Annotated in this window: 16 protein-coding genes; 9 read left to right on the top strand and 7 right to left on the bottom strand. The window is 56.8% G+C overall.

All coding sequences use genetic code 11. From position 1 onward, the window contains the following. Positions 1-391 precede the first annotated feature (391 nt). Positions 392-1,393, top strand: coding sequence for a 2-keto-3-deoxygluconate transporter (gene kdgT / locus AFK66_RS01595; RefSeq protein ID WP_032968433.1), 1,002 nt, complete (start codon positions 392-394; stop codon positions 1,391-1,393). Positions 1,394-1,446: 53 nt separating this feature from the next. Here the strand turns inward: kdgT and AFK66_RS01590 are convergent, their stop codons facing one another. Both AFK66_RS01590 and crfC read right to left on the bottom strand, forming a co-directional pair. Beyond that, a complete protein-coding gene (locus tag AFK66_RS01590) occupies positions 1,447-2,304 on the bottom strand; it encodes a diguanylate cyclase regulator RdcB family protein (protein WP_007778445.1) in 858 nt (285 codons plus the stop codon). A gap of 5 nt (positions 2,305-2,309) precedes the next feature. Further along, positions 2,310-4,673 carry a clamp-binding protein CrfC gene (gene crfC / locus AFK66_RS01585; RefSeq protein ID WP_032983357.1) on the bottom strand — a complete coding sequence of 788 codons (2,364 nt, stop codon included), beginning with the start codon at positions 4,671-4,673 and terminating at the stop codon, positions 2,310-2,312. A 560-nt stretch (positions 4,674-5,233) separates the two neighbouring features. On the opposite strand from crfC, the gene AFK66_RS01580 reads away from it, so the two are divergent. Next, entirely contained in the window at positions 5,234-5,569 is a 336-nt protein-coding gene (locus AFK66_RS01580; protein ID WP_007778449.1) for a zinc ribbon domain-containing protein YjdM, read from the top strand. A 711-nt stretch (positions 5,570-6,280) separates the two neighbouring features. Next, positions 6,281-6,877 (top strand): phosphonate C-P lyase system protein PhnH, encoded by a 597-nt coding sequence (phnH, locus tag AFK66_RS01575; protein WP_032973765.1) that lies wholly within the window; start codon positions 6,281-6,283, stop codon positions 6,875-6,877. Here the strand turns inward: phnH and yjdP are convergent. The 3 genes from yjdP to AFK66_RS01560 form a co-directional block, all read right to left on the bottom strand. Beyond that, positions 6,874-7,194: a DDRRRQL repeat protein YjdP gene (gene yjdP / locus AFK66_RS01570; protein ID WP_007778457.1), complete on the bottom strand. Its 321-nt coding sequence runs from the start codon at positions 7,192-7,194 to the stop codon at positions 6,874-6,876. The genes phnH and yjdP overlap by 4 nt on opposite strands. Before the next feature lie 107 nt (positions 7,195-7,301). Next, positions 7,302-9,617: an ATP-binding protein gene (locus AFK66_RS01565; protein WP_032983672.1), complete on the bottom strand. Its 2,316-nt coding sequence runs from the start codon at positions 9,615-9,617 to the stop codon at positions 7,302-7,304. Beyond that, a complete protein-coding gene (locus tag AFK66_RS01560) occupies positions 9,617-11,473 on the bottom strand; it encodes an ATP-binding protein (protein ID WP_007778462.1) in 1,857 nt (618 codons plus the stop codon). Before AFK66_RS01560 ends, AFK66_RS01565 begins: the two co-directional genes overlap by 1 nt. Positions 11,474-12,012: 539 nt before the next feature. Between AFK66_RS01560 and AFK66_RS01555 the strand changes: the two genes are divergently transcribed. Then, positions 12,013-12,165: a Hok/Gef family protein gene (locus AFK66_RS01555; protein WP_007778465.1), complete on the top strand. Its 153-nt coding sequence runs from the start codon at positions 12,013-12,015 to the stop codon at positions 12,163-12,165. 372 nt (positions 12,166-12,537) lie between these two features. After that, positions 12,538-12,690: a Hok/Gef family protein gene (locus tag AFK66_RS20930; RefSeq protein WP_071602984.1), complete on the top strand. Its 153-nt coding sequence runs from the start codon at positions 12,538-12,540 to the stop codon at positions 12,688-12,690. 150 nt (positions 12,691-12,840) lie between these two features. On the opposite strand, the gene gltP is transcribed toward AFK66_RS20930, so the two are convergent. Then, a complete protein-coding gene (gltP, locus tag AFK66_RS01550) occupies positions 12,841-14,154 on the bottom strand; it encodes a glutamate/aspartate:proton symporter GltP (RefSeq protein ID WP_007778468.1) in 1,314 nt (437 codons plus the stop codon). 424 nt (positions 14,155-14,578) lie between these two features. On the opposite strand from gltP, the gene acs reads away from it, so the two are divergent. From acs to AFK66_RS01530, 4 genes are all read left to right on the top strand, one after another. Further along, a complete protein-coding gene (acs, locus tag AFK66_RS01545; RefSeq protein WP_023897917.1) occupies positions 14,579-16,537 on the top strand; it encodes an acetate--CoA ligase in 1,959 nt (652 codons plus the stop codon). A 93-nt stretch (positions 16,538-16,630) separates the two neighbouring features. Then, complete coding sequence (locus AFK66_RS01540) at positions 16,631-16,945, top strand: DUF485 domain-containing protein (RefSeq protein WP_032969042.1); 315 nt, start codon at positions 16,631-16,633, stop codon at positions 16,943-16,945. Beyond that, positions 16,942-18,588 (top strand): cation/acetate symporter ActP, encoded by a 1,647-nt coding sequence (gene actP, locus AFK66_RS01535; protein ID WP_007778474.1) that lies wholly within the window; start codon positions 16,942-16,944, stop codon positions 18,586-18,588. Before AFK66_RS01540 ends, actP begins: the two co-directional genes overlap by 4 nt. Positions 18,589-18,736: 148 nt before the next feature. After that, positions 18,737-20,032 carry a Gfo/Idh/MocA family protein gene (locus tag AFK66_RS01530; protein WP_032986278.1) on the top strand — a complete coding sequence of 432 codons (1,296 nt, stop codon included), beginning with the start codon at positions 18,737-18,739 and terminating at the stop codon, positions 20,030-20,032. Positions 20,033-20,065: 33 nt separating this feature from the next. On the opposite strand, the gene AFK66_RS01525 is transcribed toward AFK66_RS01530, so the two are convergent. Next, the gene (locus AFK66_RS01525) at positions 20,066-21,712 is read right to left on the bottom strand and encodes a Na+/H+ antiporter (RefSeq protein WP_007778478.1); all 1,647 of its coding nucleotides are present in this window, start codon (positions 21,710-21,712) and stop codon (positions 20,066-20,068) included. Positions 21,713-21,846: the final 134 nt, after the last annotated feature.

The raw sequence follows: 21,846 nt of genomic DNA, 5'->3' as shown, positions 1-21,846 counted from the left end.
ACTCCTCGTGACGTTGCGGGGAACCGTATCCCCGTTATCAGGTAAGCGTAAAAAACCCAATTAAATAACAGTGGATTTACATAAATTTTCGCTGTGTTTGATGCTATCAAACGCGTGAATCAATAATGTGATCGGGGTAACTAAAACATCGTTTCATTTCAGTTGAATCATTATTCCACAAGAGAGATAGTAGCACCAGTCATTCAGGCATGGGATGAGTCGCACACAGACCAGTCTCAATTCTTATAACGATTCGCCAGCCGCTGCTGCCTCGCCACGGCTGCCCTGCGTAAAAACCCCCAAACTAAATCGATGAAAATTAATGATTTTTATCGAGGGACACTTATGGCCTTAATTCAGCCTGGGCTGAATAAAACCGCTGAGGTTTATGATGAAGATTAAAGCTACGATGGAACGCATCCCCGGAGGGATGATGCTTGTCCCGCTATTACTTGGCGCAATTTTAAATACGCTGGCCCCAGAGACCGGGAATTATTTCGGCTCGTTTACCAAAGGCATGATTAGCGGAACGGTACCTATTCTCGCCGTCTGGTTTTTCTGTATTGGCGCGTCTATTGATTTACGCGCGACCGGTACGGTACTGCGTAAATCCGGCACGCTGGTACTCACCAAAATCGCCGTCGCCTGGCTTGTCGCGATGATCGCGGCCTCGTTTATTCCCGACACCGGCATTCAGACCGGCTTTTTCGCCGGGCTGTCGGTACTGGCTATCGTTTCCGCGATGGACATGACCAACGGCGGGCTTTACGCCAGCCTGATGAATCAGTACGGCACGAAGGAAGAGTCCGGCGCGTTTGTGCTGATGTCGCTGGAATCCGGCCCGCTGATGACGATGGTGATTCTGGGATCTGCCGGTCTCGCCTCTTTCGAGCCGCATCACTTTATCGGCGCGGTGCTGCCGTTTCTGATTGGCTTTGCGCTCGGCAACCTTGACCACGATCTGCGCGCGTTCTTCAGCAAAGCCACGCCGGTGCTGATCCCGTTCTTTGGTTTCGCGCTCGGCAATACCATTAATCTGCGCGTGATTATGGAAACGGGCCTGCTGGGGATTGTGCTGGGTGTCGCCGTGATCATTATTACCGGCATTCCGTTGATTATGGCGGATAAGTTTCTGGGCGGCGGCAACGGTACGGCAGGCGTGGCTGCCTCTTCCGCAGCGGGTGCAGCGGTCGCGAACCCGGTTATCATCGCGCAAATTAACCCGGCGTTTGAACCGGTCGCAGCCTCAGCCACGGCGCTGGTGGCCGCGAGCGTTATCGTGACGGCGATTCTGGTGCCCATCATCACCGCGCTGTATGCCCGGCATGTGGCGAAACAGCCGCCTGTAACGCAGGGCGCTGAAAGCGTCACTACGAGCACGCTGCACCGGTAAAGTCCGTATTGAGAAGAAAAACACCCCGCGCCAGCGGGGTATTTTTTTGCGGTTCAGAGCAGAAAAATCTCTTCCACCAGCGCGTTCACCAGCCGCCTTGCCGAACAGAGGCGCGGCATCCCGAGCGAGACGCTCTGCCAGGTTTGGGTCACCGACCAGCTGACCGGCTGGCGCTCGCTGTCATACACCGCACCCAGCCAGCAGAGCATATCTTTATGCTCAAGCAGGCCCGGCTGCGGCGGCGTATGCAGCCATTGCTGGTAGAAATGCCGCGTGTCGGGCGACGCGTTAACGCTCTGCGCCAGTCGGCTGACGGTCTCGTTATACACCGGCTGCAACAGGGCGTTTTTTTCCTGCGGTTCGCCTAAACGCAAAGCGTCGCCGAATGCGCCCCAGCGCAACTCCTCCAGCACCACGTAGCAGCGCCCGGCGGGCGACCAGCCGTTAAACTCGCCGTTTTTCCAGCGCGCCATAACTTCGCTGACGTGGCGCTGCGCCGCGGCCAGTAAATCGCTCTGGCGCAACTGCGTCTCAAGCCGCGCAGCGTTGTGCTGATAGTGTCCCGCCGTCACTTCAAGCGCCTGTGCGAAAGGCGCGCAAACGCCTCTCTCAACAAGACGCTGGCTGCGACGCGCCAGCGCCTGCGCGGTCAGGCTTAACGCCAGGTGCCCGGGCGGACTCTGCCGGGAGAGCGACTCCAGCATCTGCAACGCCGCCATCTCCGGCGTGGCGCCGACAGATTCCGCACGCGTGGCGATCAGTGATTTTTGCAGCCGCTCCCGCACCTGTTGATGCTGTGGATGTAAACGACCATAACGCTCTTCTTCTTCGCCCTTCGCCAGTTCGACCATCAGTCGCCCGCGCAGCGCGCGTAAATGTCGGCCCGGCCCTTCAACCAGTGACCCGTTCATGGCGTTCAGTGCTCCACGGAAAACAGCGTCTGGATATCATCACGCAGCGCGCGGGCGTCTTCGTTAATATCGCGCGCGGTGCGGGCGCACTGTTGCAGCTTCTCACGCAGCGCGTTGCGCGATGTCTCGCTTTGCTGGCGCGCCGCGAGGCTCTGCTTAAGGTTTGCTTCAATCGCCGCCATCGCCATCTGAAATTCCGCGAAAAACGTCGCCATACCCGCCGTCACGGAGATATCGACCTGGGCATTCATCGCCTGGCGGATCTGGGCGCAGAAGCGGCTGACGTAACGGCTTAGCGTCTGCTTAAGCTGCGGCAGATTGATGACATAGCGGGAGCGTATCGCCGTATAGTCATCCCAGCCCAGATCTTTACTGTTAAGCCAGCGGGCCACGGTGCCGCGCACGCCGTCGTTGCGCGGGGCGCTTGCGACCGGCACGCTCTCTTCTTCAATGATGTCGTTAAACAGCTGATGCGCGTTGAAATTAAGCTGGCTGCGCTGAAATACCGGCAGCGTAATGTGCGCGCGAAAACCGGTGCGGCGCAGCCCGTCCGTGACGCGCTGTTCCAGCGGTGCCAGCGCCGCGCGCAGGATATCTCCCAGCGCGGTTTCCAGCTCGCTGAAATGGGCCGCCAGATCGCGGGTCAGATTTTCCTGTACCGACAGCAGGATTAACTCGCAGGAGGCGCGAATTTTATGCAGCAGCATCCGCGCGTCGCTCTCCTGATCCAGAATGAGCTGTTCGCTGCCCGCGTCAAAATCGCTTCCCCAGGTCACGGCGCGGCGCACCGGACTGCTGAGCGACAGCGGCGGCACTTTGCCGGTTTCAAAATAGCTGGCGATATCCGCCAGCACTTTCTGTTCATGACCCGCAATAGTCTCCGACGCGCGCCCCAGCGCCTGAACAACCTGTTCCTGAATGGCTTTGCTGGCGTCTGCCTGGCAACGTTTTAGCTGTGCGATGTCATTATTCATTTGAGAGATACTCTCCACCAGTTGGTCATTTGCGATATCCAGCCCCTGACAGCGGAAGTCCAGGTAGTCCCGGGTGCATTGCGCAGAGTGAATTAATTTTGCGCAGGCCGAGCGCAGCGCGTAGAGCGAAGCGTGAGCGTGCGCGGTATGCAGAATCGCCCGGACAGGCGCTTCGAAAAGGGAATCCTCCCACAGCAGATCGGCGGCGTGGCGCAGGTGCGTGGCGTCGGTGAAATCAGCGTTTCGCCAGCGCCGCCCCAGCGCCGCTTCGGCGAAATCCTGTACCCAGCGCTGCTCCTCATAAGGCGGCAGCGCGCCGTGTTCGGCCAGCTCCTGCCGCGCGCGATTGGCCAGGTAGCCCCACATGGAAGAAACCGGGAAAATATGTGCCGGATCGATAGCGCCTTTCATCAGCGTGCCGGCAATCAGCGCGCGCACCTGATCTTCATCGTCGCTGTTGCGATCCAGTTGATCGAATTTATTCACCAGTGCGTAGAGCGGTACCGATTCGCCCACCGCCGCGAGCGCCAGGCGCACCTCTTCATCCGAGATCGATTTCAGTTGGGTGTAGTCCATCACCGCCAGTACGGCGGACGCGCGGGCGATCTGCTCCTGAAGCATCTTTTGCAGGTGTGGCTGTCCGGCTTCGTTCGGGCCTGGCGTGTCCAGCAGCGTGAGCTGGCCCAGCCCCCGTTCCATACCCGCAAGGTGGGTAAACTCCACCTCTATCACCGGAATATGTTCAATGGCGGCATAAGCGCGAAACGGGAACTGCACATCAAGTACGGCCGACAGCCTTACCAGATCGTTTAAGCTTTTCAGGCAATGAAAAATAGGCTGCGCGCCGAGATAATGTTTTTCAAACGAGGTGCCGTTAAGAATGCGCGCCAGCAGGAGGTCCATATCACGGTCGAATTCGAGGTGCAGCGCCAGGCTTTCACGCGAGGCGTTCTCTAATCGCGCACGCAGCGCCTGCATTAGCGTCTCTATCGGCCCGGCGTGGGAGAAATGCAGTACCGGCTCTTTCTGGCCTGGCGTGTGGCGGATCAGCGTCGGCAGTGCCGTCATCGGGCGGTTGCGGTTCGGCAACACCTCCTTGCCGACGATAGCGTTGATGGTGGTAGATTTGCCCGCTTTCATCGTGCCGACAATCGCCAGCACCATCTCCTGCTGAGTGGTTTTTCGCAACTCGGCCTGCAGCGTCTCCTGCTGCGCCTCAAGGCCGCGTAAGGAAAAATGAAGCGGATGTACGGCGGCGGTGTGTCGGCTGGTAACGTTCCCGCATTCATCCTGCACCGCCAGCGGCATTTGTTTCAGGGCGCTGAGATTATAAAGCGCCAGTTGCAGTAGCCGTTCCGCTTCCTGATTCATTTCAAATACAGTCTGTGTGTGCATGAAAAATCTTTCCTTAACACAAATTAAATGACCTTTTGCCTTATCTTTTTATTAGCTCAATGCGGCTTTTATAATTACGTGTGGAAAATATCCTGCGCGTCACGAGGCTACATGACGAAAAGTGGCGTAAAAATGCCATACCATCGTTGTGGTAAAATATGTATGAGACGACGAGAAACGTTTCAAACCTTCATCTTCGTCAAAAACCAAATAATCACTCTGTAAGACCAGTGGGCCGATCGATTTTTCAGAGCGAAAGAATATATCCTCACATCGGTCATTTGACAAAAATGTTCCGACTTCAGGGGATGGTTTTAATAATTCAGATCAACGTTATCCGCTCCAGAATAACACCGCCTGGCAATAAATCACGATATATGTTTTATCCCGGCCAGTAAAAAAGTTTATCGGCTTCGGGAGCCTGCGCGTTTAGGCCGCAGACAAGCCCGTAAAATGTAAGGGTTTAGGGTATAATCCCGCCTTTCACGCGCGCCGCGTAAGTGGCCGCTTCTTTCGCAGCCCTCTTTGGCTGCCCCGTTGATTCAATTTAAGGAGAAATCATGTCCCTGCCAGCCTGCCCTCAATGCGGCTCTGAGTATACCTATCTGGATAATAATCTTTACGTCTGCCCGGAGTGCGCCCACGAATGGCACAAAGGCGAAACCGATGCCGGGAGCGATGCATTGGTTGTGAAAGACGCCAACGGCAACCTGCTTGCCGATGGCGACAGCGTCACAATTGCTAAGGATCTCAAGGTCAAAGGCAGCTCATCGATGCTGAAAATTGGCACCAAAGTGAAAAACATCCGTCTGGTGGAAGGCGATCACAACATTGACTGCAAAATCGACGGCTTCGGCCCGATGAAGCTCAAGTCAGAGTTCGTCAAAAAAAGCTGACGATGCCACAAGGCGCATTTTTCCTGGGCTGGCGGCCTGCGCCGCCAGCTCCATGTCATCCTGCGGCCTGCCAACTGGACGGAGCTCTGCTCAGAATAAAATAGCGTGCTCGATCGATTTACCCCTGTGTTTTTTATGGGCGACGCTGCCGGTATGACGCTTCGTTAACGTGATTTCACGCTTATTTCCGTGCTTCTTTTAAAAAAAGAGTAAAACAAAAACGAAAAGCAGCGTAAAATAGAAATCAAAGCAGCAATTCAAATAAATACCCTTTAAAATCAACAAAATAAATAATAACTACACTTGAATTAAGCGCTGCTTAACTTTTCACCAGTTTCTTTTAGGAATATTATTAACCAGCGCAAAATAAAATATAACTCGCTGGCAATAAATATAATTAAAGAAATAAAAATTAAAAACCAAAAGAACATAAAATCGCGCTGCGATAATATCCCTTAACAGGCCAGGGACCTATTTAACGTAAAAATATCATCTTTTTTCTTACCTGACTTAAGCCCAATATTAACGTCTCTCATCGATGATTCCGTTAAAGGCAGGGCGATCTTCTCCTCTTTTTATTGCGTCACAATTCATCTGGCTGTCATGTTTGTTTAACAGTCGGGTCATATTAGGCCGTCAGGATGTGCCGCAACCTGCATCCGGCGGCGTCCAGCACGTACCGCCGCGTTGCGCAGCAGTATGGAGATTCTGATGACGTTAAACACCGCCTTTGATTCACCCGTGCATGATGCACAGCAATGCTTTCGCCGCCTGCTAAAAGCCATGAGCGAGCCTGGCGTGATTGTCTCGCTACAGTTGCTTCGCCACGGCTGGCAGCCGCTTGGCGTAGCCACCACCAGCGTGCTGCTTACACTTGTTGATAGTGATACCCCTGTCTGGCTTTCCCCCTCGCTGGCAAATGATATCGTGCGCTCTAACCTGCGCTTTCACACCGGCACGCGCATTGCCGATACGCCGGACGAGGCGGTTTTCGCAATCGCTGATGAAAACCTCAACCCGCTCCTGCCCGATCGCCTGGCTCACGGCAGCGTGATAGCGCCGGAACACAGCGCCACGCTGGTGTTGCAGGTTAATAGCCTGAGCGGCGGACGCATGCTACGTCTGACCGGCGCCGGTATTGCGGAAGAACGCATGATAGCGCCGCAGTTGCCGGAGTGTCTGATCGAGCAACTGGCCGATCGCCTGCACGCCGGATCGCTCGGTATCGATCTCCTGCTGACCTGCGGCGATCGTCTGCTCGCGATCCCGCGCACCACGCATGTGGAGATCGCCGACAGCGGCCGTTAGCGGTAATCGCTATCATCCAGCCGTTGCTCTTCTTCCTCCAGACGACGGCGTTCCTCGTCCAGACGGCGCTGACGCTCATCAAGCTGCCGGTGGCGCTCTTCCAGACGTCTGCGCCGCTCGTCGTAGCGTGTGCGGCTTTCATCGTCATAGCGACGGTCATCCGACGCATCGCTGCTATCCGGATGGTAAGCCTCGTTGATCGCTTCCGTTACCGAGTTAATGGTGTCGTTAAAGACGGAATCCAGGCCATCCGCCAGCGCGTGGCTGCTGGAAAGAGAGAGTGTGGCGAAAAGCAAAGCGCGAAGAGATGATTTCATAATGCCAGCCCTGTGTTTGACTGGTCTTAAAGTAAAGAGGGCGAAGAGAGGCAGACAGCGGAGGATTCTCAAATCGGGCGGCGATGGCCGCCGCCCGTAGCCTAAAACTAAAGCTGATAACGCTCCATCACCTGACGGTGACGCGTTTCATCCAGTCCGCCTGACATCGCGACATCCAGCCAGTGGATCGGGTGTTTCCAGCCCTGGGTGAATTCACGCAGCATTGCGTCCACTTCCAGCGGCGAGACCGACTGCGGCATCGCCAGCATGAAGTAGATGCCAGGCAGCGTTTCGCCGCTTTCGCTATCCGTCACCTGGTAATCGGATTCGCAGTGCACCCAGATGGCACCGCCGCGCTGACGCACGCCATTCACAAACGCGTTAAACGTCTCTTCGCCCGGATCGACGCCGTCGATAAACCAGCTCGGAGCATATTCGCCCGGCTCAAGCGTTTTCACCACGTTATGCACCGGGATGAAGTTCTCGCGCTCTTTTTCATCTTCCGGCGGGGTGTTCAGCAGATTGGCGTCAAAGACCACCGACTCGTTCATATGCTGCGGCGCTTTACGCCACGACGGCTGGAACACGCGCGCCGTCACCGGGCCGGTACGCTGGGCGAAGTAATAATGCTCGTCATGGTTTTCGAAGAAACGCAGGCGAACGGTGCCCCACTGCTCTTCAACCGGGCCTTCATCGGTGCTGAACTTCATGCCAAGACGCGCGCCGACTTCGCGCACGGTTGACCAGTCCTCACTGGCGCTGGCGGCGGTCAGCAGATCCCACAGAACATTGCTGGCGTCCTCTTCGCGCGCGTCCAGCATCGCCACCGCGTCTTTCAGGTACGCCGTGGCGCGGTCATAGGCTTTCTGTCGCATCGCCGCCTGGCCCGCCAGCATCAGCGGCGCAATCTTATGCTGCCCCTGCGGCGTGGCGCGCAGCGCCTGGCTTACGGACTCCAGTTTTTCCCAGTCTTCCTGCGCCTGCGCCACCTGAGCTTCAAACCACAGCGCCACATGCGGGAGCGCATCGCGATAGCTTTCGGCCAGCGCCAAGATGTCGTCGTAACGACGCGCATTCAGAAGCGCGGAGAGCAGATGGAACAGCGGCGCGGCCTCTTCCTGCGGGTGGCGTTTCTGCCAGCCAAGCAGGAGATCCGTCGCTTCGCCCTGCGCCTGGCACGCTTCCAGCGCGGCGCCCGCCAGCATCAGCAGTTCTTCATCGTCAGGGCGCTGCGCGGAAGCGAGCAGCAGCCACTGGGCTTCCTGTTCAGGATCGCGCGTCACGCCTTCCTGCTGGCCGCGCTCTTCCAGCCACGCCATCAGCGATTCGGCAGGCACAGGCAGCTCTACCTGCGTTTCCATGCCCGCTAACTGACTTGCGAATTCCGCCAGAGCGGCATCTTCATCGTGCGGGTTACGCAGTTTCGCGGCGCACTGTTTCGCCTGCATCAGGGCACGACGGGCGACCCAGGTAGCGCCTCGCGCCAGCGCCAGGCGGATATGGGTTTTCGCGACGATAACCGCTTCGCGCCACGCCTGCGCTTCCACACGCTGTTCCAGAATCAGCTGCAGCGCGCTGCCGGTCTGCCAGTTGTTGTAAGCCGGATTGAGGCGAACCAGTTGCTCCACCACGCGCACCCAGCGCATACGGTTATAGGCGGTGAGGCGATCCCACGGCAGCAGCCATTCGCGAGCGTCCTCTTCACGCCCCATCAGCGCCAGCACTTCCGCTTTCATCATCATCATGACCTGGCGGACCTGCTCGCTGCTGTTTTCCAGCTCGTCTTCATGAAGCTTATCGATGATCGCCAGCGCCTCGTCATAACGACCAAGCAGCATCAGCGCCTGCGCTTCGTTCTCTTTGAGGCCATTGACGTCCTCTTCGCCTGCCGCGCGGCGCTTCTCCATCTGCTGCTGCACAAACGCCAGCGCCTCTTCAACCTGGCCTTTATCGACCATCGCGAAGAACTGCTCTTCAGAAAGGCACAGGAAGCAGCTGCGCAGCGGGGTGATTTTCGAGAGCGTCTCCTGGCAAACGGCGATACGCTCGTCCGCCCAGCCTGGGCCGTCCACATTGCTGTAGCAGGCGCTGAGATCCTGGGTCACGCAAATCGACTGCGGGCACTCTGCGGCATCGGACTGGTGAGCGCGCTCAAACAGCGCCACGACATCGCCCAGCGCTTTTTCGCCTTCGCCAAGGTTGCCGATGCGGTGACGCATTTCCCAGTGGCCAACCATCACGTCAATCCACGGATTGCCCGCGGTCTTTTTCAGCGCGCGCGCTTCCGGCAGCAGCGCTTCGGTTTTACCGGTCTGCACTTCAACAACAGACTCGATAAGCTTATTGACATGCTGCGTGATCCAGGGTTTACCGGCTTCCGCGAGATCCCGCTCATATTGCTCATACCATGCCCAGATATCCATTAGTTGCTTCCTTCTGTTGTCGGTGTAATAAGTTGCGCCGTGATGCAACTGAATGTGTCCAGCGCCTGGCGAAAGTCATACTCACGGGAATCCCCCGTAGCCAGAGCAAGAATAATTTTGAGGCTTTTCAGTAATTGCGTGGCGCCGGGCGCGATGGGCTGTCCGGCCCGCCAGGCCTGTGATAAGGCTTTTACCGCAGGATTGTTAAAGTTGATGTAGAGGCGCACCGGCGCCTGTTGCTCGATTTTGCTGGCAAACTGGCGCGCCAGCATCAGCGCGGCGGTGCTCATGCGGCGATCGGCGTCGTCCTGCTCAAGACGCGCTTTAAGCTCGGCGTCACGGTTGACCACCATCACCAGCGGCAGCGTCGCAGGTTCGAACGAAGACATCACACACTCTTCGTCGTCACGCAGCTGTTCGCTCCACCACGCTTTTTCTTCCGCGCTGACGTCATGCAGCGCAAAGAGTTGTTCGTTACCCGCCGAGGTGCCCACTTCCACCAGACGCGCGCCGTAGAGCGTCGCCCAGCGGCGCAGGAACGGCACGACCGCGTAGCGATAGCCCAGCGCGACAGGGCGGCCCGAAAGCCGGAACAGCATCTCTTCAAAACCGCCCTCTTCGCTGAGCATCACGTTCAGCGTGTTGTTCTGGCGCAGCGCTTTAACCGGCAGATCGCCCTGAGACGTCGGGATCAGCAGTTCATCTTTCAGCAGATCGAAAAGACGATCGTCGCAGATGGCCGCGCCGAGCAGCGCTTCGTTATGGCGCACCAGCACACGACGCCAGACGGCAGGCTGCTGCTTCGCGAGATCGGCCAGCCCGTTAATCAGCGCCTCGGTAAGCGCCGCCTGCGTGGCGTACCAGGTAACATCGCGCTGTAAATCTTCGCGGCTCGCCGTCGGCGTAAGGCGATTAGATTCGATAACGCCGCCGACAAAACCCGCCCACGGCGGCAGCAGCTCGCGCGCCTGATCGTCCAGCAGCATGCCGCGCAGAAAGAGCGACAGGTTACGGTTATCGCTGGTGCCATACGTCGCGCCGTCCTGAAGCCAGAGCATGCCCACCGCGTCGCTATCGCCCGATGGCTCCACCAGCAAAGTACAGAGCGGCGTAAACGCGCGCTCGAAGCGGCTGGCGAACTCAATGTTTTGCTTCTGGCGCAGCGCCGGATGCAGCGCCACGCCATCCTGTGTCGCGACGCGCCAGGGCGGCGTCAGATGGTTTACTGCTGTCTGCTCTTCACCCACAAACAGCGGCTCTTTCATTAATATGCAGTAGCGGCCCAGCACATCGCCCAGCAGCTTGTTGTTGGCGAGATATAAAAACTCGTCTTTGAGATGCAGCGTGACGGTCGCTCCTGGCTCGCGCGGGCTCGCAGGGGTGACGCTATACGTTTCGCCGCTGGCGGAGGCATAAAGCCAGCCTTCCTCCGGCGTTTTCCAGGAGGTGGTGTGTACCGTCACCCGCTCCGCCAGCACAAAGGCGGAAAGAAAGCCCAGCCCAAACATGCCAATAAGCCCTGTTTCGTCGTCCTGCTGGCGCAGATGGCGGGTGTAGCCGACGCCGACGGTCGCCAGGAAATCGTGGATCTCCTGCTCCGTGAGGCCGGAGCCGGTATCGTGAATAACGATAGTCCGGTTTTGCGCATCGCCCGTGACGCGGATTTCCGCAAGCCGGTCCCCGGTGCCCTCTTCCAGTCGACGTCTGACAATCGCGTCGTGCGCGTTTTGCACCAGTTCACGGATGGCGACCATCGGCGTGGAGTAAAGGTGTTTGCTGAGCACTTGCATCAACCCCGGCAGGTTCACCGGCGTTTCATGTTGTCCTGTTAATGGCGCGCTAATGAGGTTATCCACTGTGACTCTCTTTATATTCCGGCTGTGGTTGTCGGTAGCCTGCCCGGATGGCGCATGTAGGCGCTCACTATCGCGCAGGCATAAGGGAGAGATGATAAGGGTGTACGGCGGCCGGGTATACTATCATTCCCGATAGTTTTCGGGCGTGGCCAGCGCACATCACGCTTTCTCTCATTATCAGGATACACAACCCGGGCTTTGCTGCGCGAGCAGAAGGAAAAAAGAGGCATTCAATAATATATTAATAGAAAGCGTTATATTTTCCCGTTACAGCTTTCGCTATTTAAACGCGGAAATTTGCGAGAAGGGCTCCATAATTAATGTAAAAGCTATAAATGAATTACATCAGGATTTTTATTTAAACTTTTGGCGAAAGGATTATTATAAGCGCGGGTGCTTAAGGCTTTCTGTCTTAAGCAAATGTGAGGGACAGAAAGAAGAAAGCCCCGGGCAATATTTCTATTAACCCGAGGCTATCCCTCAACTCCAAGCAAGTTGAGATTAGCCTCTTACTCTTCAGAATGCAAGGAGTAAAAGGCATGAAGCCACTGCATTATTTACTGGCCTGTTTATTCATGGTCTGCGTAACTATTTTGATTTTTGCATTAATGAATCAGGGTACGTTATGCGAACTCACCATCAGAAGCGGCAGTCAGGAGGTGGCGGCTAAGCTTGCCTGTACCGGCAAGTAAGGCTCTCCCGGGCGGGTTTCCTCGCCCGGCTTGCCAGGAGCAGAGGTCTTAACGCACCCAATCCTTTTTACGCTTTCTGGTATTAATTGCCTCTGGCCTATTAAATATTCACATCATCAAATAGGCATATTTAATTTATAAGCTAACCCAATGCAACAAACTCACCATAAATTACATTGGGATTTTTATTCTCATTTTAATAAGAGATCATTATGATAAGCGCCGGGTGCTTAAGACTTTCTGTCTTAAGCCGACGCGAGGGACAGAAAGAAGAAAGCCCCGGGCAATATTTCTATTAACCCGAGGCTATCCCTCAACTCCCAACAAGTTGAGATTAGCCGCTTACTCGCCGAAAGGCAAGGAGTAAAAGGCATGAAGCCACTGAGATATCTTTTCGCATGTTTTGTTGTATTTTGCGTCACGATATTAATTTTCGCTTTAATTAACCACGGCACGTTATGTGAGTTAACGATAAAGCAAGGAAATAAGGAGGTGGCGGCACGGCTTTCCTGCTCTGACCGGTAACACTCTCCGGGCGGGGTTCGCTCCGCCCGACTTGCTGGCGTTGAGTGCTTAACGCACCCGTTTTTTTACCATTTACAGTGCATACCCTGCGCTATCGCTATAAAAAACCCCGCCAGAAGCGGGGTTTGCAAAAACGCAAAAGCGAGGGGATTAATCGTTGGCGGTACTGTCGAACCGGCCCAGCATTTCCCGCTCGTAAGCCTGCGCTTTTTTGCGGTCAAACTTGTGTTCCCACTTGGCGATAACCAGAACCGCCAGCGCGTTGCCGACCACGTTCAGCGCGGTGCGCGCCATGTCGAGGATACGGTCCACGCCCGCGATAAACGCCAGGCCTTCCAGCGGAATGCCGACGCTGCCAAGCGTCGCGAGCAGTACCACGAACGAAACGCCAGGCACGCCCGCGATCCCTTTCGAGGTCACCATCAGCGTCAGCACCAGGATAATCTCCTGACCCAGCGACAGTTCAATACCGTAAAGCTGGGCGATAAAAATCGCCGCGATGCTCTGGTACAGCGTCGAACCATCAAGGTTAAAGGAGTAACCGGTCGGCACCACGAAACTCGTGATAGACGCAGGCGCCCCGTAGGCTTCCATTTTCTCGATAATCCGCGGCAGCACGCTTTCCGAACTTGCGGTGGAGTACGCCAGAATCAGTTCATCTTTAAGAATGCGGATCAGCGTCCAGACGCGCAGCCCACACATCCGCGCCACCGCGCCCAGTACGATCAGCGCGAAGAACAAAATCGCCACGTAAACCAGAATCACCAGTTTCGCAAGCGGCCATAGCGACGCGAAACCAAAATTCGCCACCGTCACAGAGATCAGCGCAAACACCCCCACCGGTGCATAGCGCATCACCATATGGGTGACTTTAAACATGGTTTCGGAGACAGAGCGGAAGACCGTCACCAGCGGCTCACGGTGCGTGGCCGGGAGTGAAGACAGCCCCAATCCGAACAGCACCGAGAAGAAGATAATCGGCAGCATCTCGCCTTTCGCCATTGAGGCGAAAATGTTAGTCGGCACCAGTGAGAGGATCGTGCCCATCAGACCGTGAGCATGGCTCTGCACCTCTTCGGTCGTGTGCTGATATTTTGAAATATCCACGGCTGCCAGCTGTGACATATCAATGCCGCTGCCTGGCTGGAACACGTTCGCAAGCGTAATGCCAATGATGATTGCGACGGTTGTGATCACTTCAAAATAGAGGATGGTTTTCGCGCCGATGCGCCCGAGCTGTTTGGCATCGCCGACACCGGCGATGCCCACCACCAGCGTGGAGATAACAATCGGCACGACGATCATTTTAATCAGATGAATAAAAATGTCGCCAGCGGGTGAAAGAAGGTTGGTCACCAGCCATTCGCGGCTATCCGTCTGATAATGGAGAAAACTGCCCAGAAGAATACCCAGCACCAGGGCCAGCAGGATCTGCCAGGCCAGGCTGATTTTACTGTTTTTCATAACGACTTTACTTCCTAAATTACAGCGCCATTCCCACGCGTGCTCGAATGAGAACGACGCAAGCTGAAAGGGGTATGACAAACGTTGGGTGATATTGTGGGGTTTTTTAACGCGTTTAATCAGTACCACTTGCACGGCATCCTACGCAACCCTTTAAGAACAGGCATATTCACTGAAAATTGCCTTAATAACCCTAATTTATCGCGATAATCATCTATAAGCCAATGTTATTTAAGACATTATAAAATCGAGCCAGCAAATAATACTTAACAGCAATTATTTTCCTTGAAAGATTCGTTTGATGAATTTTCATGCAGTTTCGGCAATGCGTGATCTGCCGCCCAAAAAGTAAACAAAGCTATTCGCAAGCCTGTTCTTAACTTTTGCGTGACATATCATTAACATCTAAAAGGAGAAAAAAGCCATGAGCCAAATCCATAAACACCCTATTCCCGCAGCGATTGCGGAACGTTGCCTGATTACGCCGGAACAATATGATGCGAAATATCAGCAATCCGTGCATGACCCTGACGCCTTCTGGGGCGAACAAGGCAAAATCCTGGACTGGATCACGCCTTACCAGAAGGTAAAAAACACCTCTTTCGCGCCTGGTAATATCTCGATTAAATGGTATGAAGACGGCACGCTAAATCTGGCAGCAAACTGTCTTGACCGGCATCTCAACGAGCGCGGCGATCAGACTGCCATTATCTGGGAAGGCGATGACGCGACCCAGAGCAAACACATCAGCTACCGCGAACTCCACCGCGACGTTTGCCGCTTCGCAAACACCCTGACCTCTCTCGGCATTAAGAAAGGCGATGTGGTCGCTATCTATATGCCGATGGTGCCGGAAGCCGCCGTCGCGATGCTCGCCTGCGCCCGTATCGGCGCGGTGCACTCGGTTATTTTCGGCGGCTTTTCGCCGGAGGCCGTCGCCGGACGCATTATCGACTCCAGCGCGCGTCTCGTTATCACCGCCGATGAAGGCGTGCGAGCCGGACGTGCCATTCCGCTGAAGAAAAACGTCGATGACGCGCTGAAAAACCCCGGCGTCACCAGCGTGGAACATGTTGTGGTATTGAAACGCACCGGCGGAAACATCGAATGGCATGAAGGACGCGATCTCTGGTGGAGCGAGCTGGTGGAGAAAGCCAGCGCGCATCATCAGCCCGTCGAGATGAACGCCGAAGATCCGCTGTTTATTCTCTACACCTCTGGCTCGACCGGTAAACCGAAAGGCGTGCTGCATACTACCGGCGGCTATCTGGTTTACGCAGCGACCACATTCCTCTACGCCTTTGACTACCATCCGGGCGATATCTACTGGTGCACCGCCGATGTGGGCTGGGTGACTGGCCACAGCTATCTGCTCTACGGGCCGCTCGCCTGCGGCGCCACCACGCTGATGTTTGAAGGCGTGCCGAACTGGCCTTCCGCCAACCGTATGGCGCAGGTGGTGGATAAGCACAAAGTGAATATTCTCTATACCGCGCCGACGGCCATTCGCGCGCTGATGGCGGAAGGCGATAAGGCTATCGACGGCACTGACCGTTCCTCGCTGCGCATTCTCGGTTCCGTCGGCGAGCCGATTAACCCGGAAGCGTGGGAGTGGTACTGGAAGAAAATCGGCAATGAGAAATGCCCGGTGATCGACACCTGGTGGCAGACCGAAACCGGCGGCTTCATGATTACGCCGCTGCCCGGCGCGACCGAACTGAAAGCCGGTTCCGCCACGCGACCGTTCTTCGGTGTGCAGCCAGCGCTGGTGGATAACGAAGGCAATCCGCAGCAGGGCGCCACCGAAGGCAACTTGGTCATTACCGACTCCTGGCCGGGCCAGGCGCGTACGCTGTTTGGCGATCACGAACGTTTCGAGCAGACCTATTTCTCGACGTTTAAAAACATGTACTTCAGCGGCGACGGCGCACGCCGTGACGAAGACGGTTACTACTGGATTACCGGGCGCGTGGACGATGTACTCAACGTCTCCGGGCACCGTCTCGGCACCGCCGAAATTGAATCCGCGCTGGTCTCGCACCCGAAAATCGCCGAAGCCGCGGTGGTGGGCATTCCGCACAGCATTAAAGGCCAGGCGATCTACGCTTACGTGACGCTGAACCATGGCGAAGAGCCGTCAGCCGAGCTGTACAGCGAAGTGCGTAACTGGGTGCGTAAAGAGATTGGCCCGCTGGCGACGCCGGACGTGCTGCACTGGACCGATTCGCTGCCGAAAACCCGCTCCGGCAAAATCATGCGCCGTATTTTGCGCAAAATCGCGGCGGGCGATACCAGCAATCTCGGCGATACCTCAACGCTCGCCGATCCGGGTGTGGTGGAAAAACTGCTCGAAGAGAAGCAGTCCATCGCGATGCCATCATAACCACGCCTGCATACTGACCTTTCGACCTAACCCTCTCCCCTAAAGGGAGAGGGAATAATAACAACCCCTACCTTACTTCTGGAGACTGCGATGATGAATAACGATATTTGTCAGCAGATAGAGAGCAGTGCGCCTTACAGGGAGTTAGTGCATAAGCGGCAACGGTTTGCCTTCACCCTTTCCCTCATCATGCTGATTATTTACGTCGGCTTTATCCTGCTTATTGCATTCGCGCCGGGCTGGCTCGGCACGCCGCTTTCGCCCGGCAGCAGCGTGACGCGCGGTATTCCCATCGGCATCGGCGTCATCCTTATATCGTTTATTCTCACCGGCGTGTATGTCTGGCGCGCTAACAGTGAATTTGACCGACTGAATAACGCCGTGCTGAAAGAGGTGAAGTCATCATGAAAAAGGTGCTTTTCCCGCTGCTGACTCTGCTTTCGCCCGCCGCTCTCGCCGATGCGCTGACCGGTGATGTACAGCGCCAGCCGACCAACTGGCAGGCCATCATCATGTTCCTGATCTTCGTGGCGCTGACGCTTGGCATCACCTACTGGGCCTCTAAACGCACCCGTTCGCGCAGCGATTACTACACCGCGGGCGGCAACATTACCGGCTTTCAGAACGGTCTTGCCATCGCGGGCGACTTTATGTCCGCCGCGTCGTTCCTCGGCATCTCCGCGCTGGTCTATACATCCGGCTACGACGGGCTCATTTACTCGCTGGGCTTCCTGGTGGGCTGGCCGATTATTCTGTTTTTAATCGCCGAGCGGTTGCGTAACCTCGGGCGTTACACCTTTGCGGACGTCGCCTCCTATCGCCTGAAGCAGCGCCCTATCCGTCTGCTCTCCGCCTGTGGTTCGCTGGTGGTGGTCGCGCTCTATCTGATTGCGCAGATGGTTGGCGCAGGCAAGCTTATCGAGCTGCTTTTCGGCCTGAACTACCACATCGCCGTGGTGCTGGTGGGCGTGCTGATGGTGATGTATGTGCTGTTCGGCGGCATGCTGGCCACCACCTGGGTGCAGATCATCAAAGCCGTATTACTACTGTTCGGCGCAAGCTTTATGGCGTTCATGGTAATGAAGCATGTGGGCTTTAGCTTCAACAACCTGTTTACGGAAGCGATGGCGGTTCACCCGAAAGGCAGCGCTATCATGAGTCCTGGCGGTCTGGTGAAAGATCCGGTTTCCGCGCTGTCGCTCGGCCTCGGCCTGATGTTCGGCACCGCCGGTCTGCCGCATATCCTGATGCGCTTCTTTACCGTCAGCGACGCCCGCGAAGCGCGTAAGAGCGTGTTCTACGCCACCGGGTTTATGGGTTATTTCTACATCCTGACCTTTATCATCGGCTTTGGCGCCATCATGCTGGTGGGCGCGAACCCGGCGTTTAAAGACGCCACTGGCGCGCTGATTGGCGGCAACAACATGGCGGCGGTACATCTGGCCGATGCCGTGGGCGGCAACCTGTTCCTGGGCTTTATCTCGGCGGTCGCCTTCGCCACGATCCTCGCGGTTGTGGCTGGCCTGACGCTCGCGGGCGCGTCGGCGGTGTCGCACGATCTCTACGCCAACGTCTTTCGCAAAGGTGCTACCGAGCGTGACGAGCTGCGCGTCTCGAAAATCACCGTGCTGGTGCTCGGCGTGGTGGCTATCCTGCTCGGGATTCTGTTTGAGAAGCAGAACATCGCGTTCATGGTGGGCCTGGCGTTCTCGATTGCGGCGAGCTGTAACTTCCCGATCATTTTGCTCTCGATGTACTGGTCGAAGCTCACCACTCGCGGCGCGATGATTGGCGGCTGGCTCGGCCTGCTCACCGCCGTGGTGCTGATGATCCTCGGCCCGACCGTCTGGGTGCAGGTGCTTGGTCACGCCGCGCCGGTCTTCCCGTATGAATATCCGGCGCTGTTCTCCATCGCCGTGGCGTTTATCGGGATCTGGGTCTTCTCGGCAACCGACAACAGCGCGCAGGGCAATCTGGAGCGCGAGCAGTTCCGCGCGCAGTTTATCCGCTCACAAACCGGTCTTGGCATCGAACAGGGCCGCGCGCACTAAGCCTCTTCTCCCCGGCTATGACGGCCGGGGATCACACTTTTCCCCTTTCGTTCTGTCCCACAACGCCTCTCGCGCTACATTATAAAAATGAAACATCGTTTTTATTTTATACATACAACATGTCATTTTGGCTGAGAGGACGTTGACCGTGAAAAAATACGCCCTGGTGGGAACCGGCGGGCGCGCCGGAATGTATATCGAGGCTATCGGCAGGACGTTTCGCGACAGCGCGCAGATGGTCGCGTTCTGCGACACCAACCAGACCCGCATGCGCTACGCTAATCGTCTGCTGGAAAACGCAGGCGCGCCGCCGGTGCCCTGTTTCGTCGCCGCGCAGTTTGAAGCGATGATCCGCAACACCCGGCCCGATACGATCATCGTCACCACGATGGATCGCACTCACGACGACTACATCGTCCGCGCGCTCCATGCGGGCTGCGATGTCATCACCGAAAAACCGATGACCATCGACGAAGCGCGTGCGCTACGCATCCTTAACGCCATTGAAGAGACGGGCCGCGAAGTGCGTGTGACCTTCAACTACCGCTATGCGCCGCACCACAGCAAAGTGCGCGAACTGCTGATGAACGGCACTATCGGCGAGGTGTTTTCGGTGCACTTCGAATGGCTGCTGAATACTGAACATGGCGCGGACTATTTCCGCCGCTGGCACCGGGAGAAGCGCAACAGCGGCGGCCTGCTGGTGCATAAATCCACCCACCATTTCGACTTAATGAATTTCTGGCTCGGCAGCTACCCGCAACGGGTTTATGCCGAAGGCGCGCTGCGTTTTTATGGGCGTGAAAACGCCGAAAAGCGCGGCGTTTCGCACTTTTACCCACGCGCCCACGGCTATGCGGCGGCGAAGGACGACCCGTTTGCGCTGCACATGGAGGAGAGCGCGCAGCTTAAAGCGCTCTATCTGGATGCCGAACACGAGGGCAGCTACTTTCGTGATCAGAGCGTTTTTGGCGACGGCATTACCATTGAGGATACGCTGTCGGTGCTGGTGAAATACCAGAACCAGACGCAGCTCACCTATTCGCTCAATGCGTATCTGCCGCAGGAGGGACTCAACGTGGTGTTTAACGGCAGCCGCGGTCGGCTTGAAATGAAACTGGTGGAAAACTCTTACGTTAACGGCGGCGGGCTGCGTGAGGCCGAAGGCAGCCTCGACCGCTGTGATATCACGGTTTACCCGATGTTTGCGGCCCCCTGGAAGGCGGATTTCACGCTGGGCGAAGGCGGGCACGGCGGCGGCGACAACGCGATGCTGGCCGATCTCTTCGGTGAGCCGGGCGACGACCCGCTGCAACGCGCCGCCGATCACCGCGCGGGCGCGATGTCCATTCTCACAGGCATTGCCGGGAATATCTCAATGCAGCAGCAGCGGCCGGTGAATTTTAGCGAGTTTGAACTGGTGCGACGGCTGGCGGGACGGTAAAAAAAAACCGCCGGAAAACTCCGGCGGTTACGGTTATTTGCGCTCCATCAGCAGCGCTTCGAGCAGGTCCATATCGTGCAGCATTTTTTGCAGCGTCTCGTTACTGATTTGCCGCGTGGCGCGCAGGTGGTACAGCTCGGCGCGCTCCGCACGCAGTGCGGTCAGGCGGAAACGGCGCTCAAGATTTTCCTCAAGCTCACTGTTTTCCACATCGTTGCGCCCGTCTGCGCGGCGGCGCAGGTTCCCCACCACGCGTGCGGAAACTTCTCTTAACAACTGATCGTCGATGTTCTCTTCGGTATCCGCAGCCAGACGCTCTTCCATTTTCTGGATGGCGGTAATCGCCACTTCCGCTGTCACCGAACGCGCCATGCGTTCTTCTTTGTGCGCCAGGCCGTGATCCGGCGTCTCAACCTGTTGCAGCAGAATCGGCAGCAGGATCACGCCGACAAACAGCGAGAAAAGAATGACGCCCGCAGCCAGGAACACCAGCTCATAGCGCGCCGGGAACGGCGAGCCGTCCGGCAGCAGCAGCGGTATGGAGAGCACACCCGCAAGGGTAATCGCCCCACGCACGCCGGCGAACGACGCCACCAGCAGCTCGCGCGTCGAGTACTCGCCAAACGTCAGCGGTTTTTTCTTCAGAAAACGCAGGCTAAAGCGCTTCATGATCCACAGCCACAGGAAACGCACGCCAATCAGCGCCCCGTAGATCAGAACGACATCCATGAACAGCATCCAGGTCTCGACGTTCGGATCTTTTTCGGCGGCGGCAAGCGACGTCTCCATAATCCCCGGCAGTTGCAGACCGAGCATCAGGAAGACCATGCCGTTAAACACAAACTCCAGCATCGACCAGACGCTGTTGGCGCGCAGGCGCATCGCCAGCGGCGCGGTGCGCATCACGCCGGAGCGGGTGATGGTCATCCCGGCGGCCACCGCGGCCAGAATGCCGGAGAAGCCGATATGTTCGGCAATCAGATAAGAGGCGAACGGCAGCAGGAACAGCAGAACTATCTGCGTAGCGGGCTCATCGCCGCCCCAGCGGCTCAGCAGGCGCAGCGAGCGGCCATACAGCCAGCTTACCGCGATCCCGGCGAGCAGACCGCCAATCGCCACTTTTAAAAACTCCAGCGACGCGCCGCCCACGGTAAAGACCATCGTCCCCATCGCGACCGCGACGGCGAATTTCAGGGACACCAGGCCGGAGGCGTCATTCATCAGCGCCTCGCCCTGCAAAATTCCCATGATTTTTTTCGGGATACGGCCTTCGCCCACGATGCCGGAAAGCGCCACCGCATCGGTTGGCGACAGCACCGCCGCCAGCGCGAAAGCAGGAATGAGTGGAATGCCCGGCACCATCCAGTAGATAAGAAAACCGATGCCGACAACGGTGACCACCACCAGTGCCAGCGCGAGGCCGATAATTTCGCGGCCGTGATCGAGAAATTCGCGGGTCGGGGTTTTCCAGCCGTCGGCGAACAACAGCGGCGGAATAAACAGGACCAGGAACAGCTCGGGGTTAAAGTCGACGTGCAGACCGAACGTCGGCCAGGCGAGCAGCGCCCCGATGGCTATCTGCATCAGCGGCAGCGGGATTTGGAAGGGCAGCATGCGGGTAACGACCCCGGAGAGCGATACCATGAGGGTCATGATGAGAATGGTAAAAAAGATTTCCATGCGGTCTGAGCGGCTCCTTATTATCTGTGATGAAAGACTCACCTTTGATAATAGAACACTGACGCGCCGGAAAAGGAATCAGGTTGTGCCCTGAAAGCAGGAAAAAAGCGGGCCGCAGCCCGCTTCGTTAAAGA

The sequence above is a fragment of the Cronobacter malonaticus LMG 23826 genome, from assembly GCF_001277215.2.
GTDB lineage: Bacteria > Pseudomonadota > Gammaproteobacteria > Enterobacterales > Enterobacteriaceae > Cronobacter > Cronobacter malonaticus.
The sequence above is the reverse complement of the archived record's forward strand: the minus strand, read 5'-3'. Positions and strand labels throughout refer to the sequence as shown.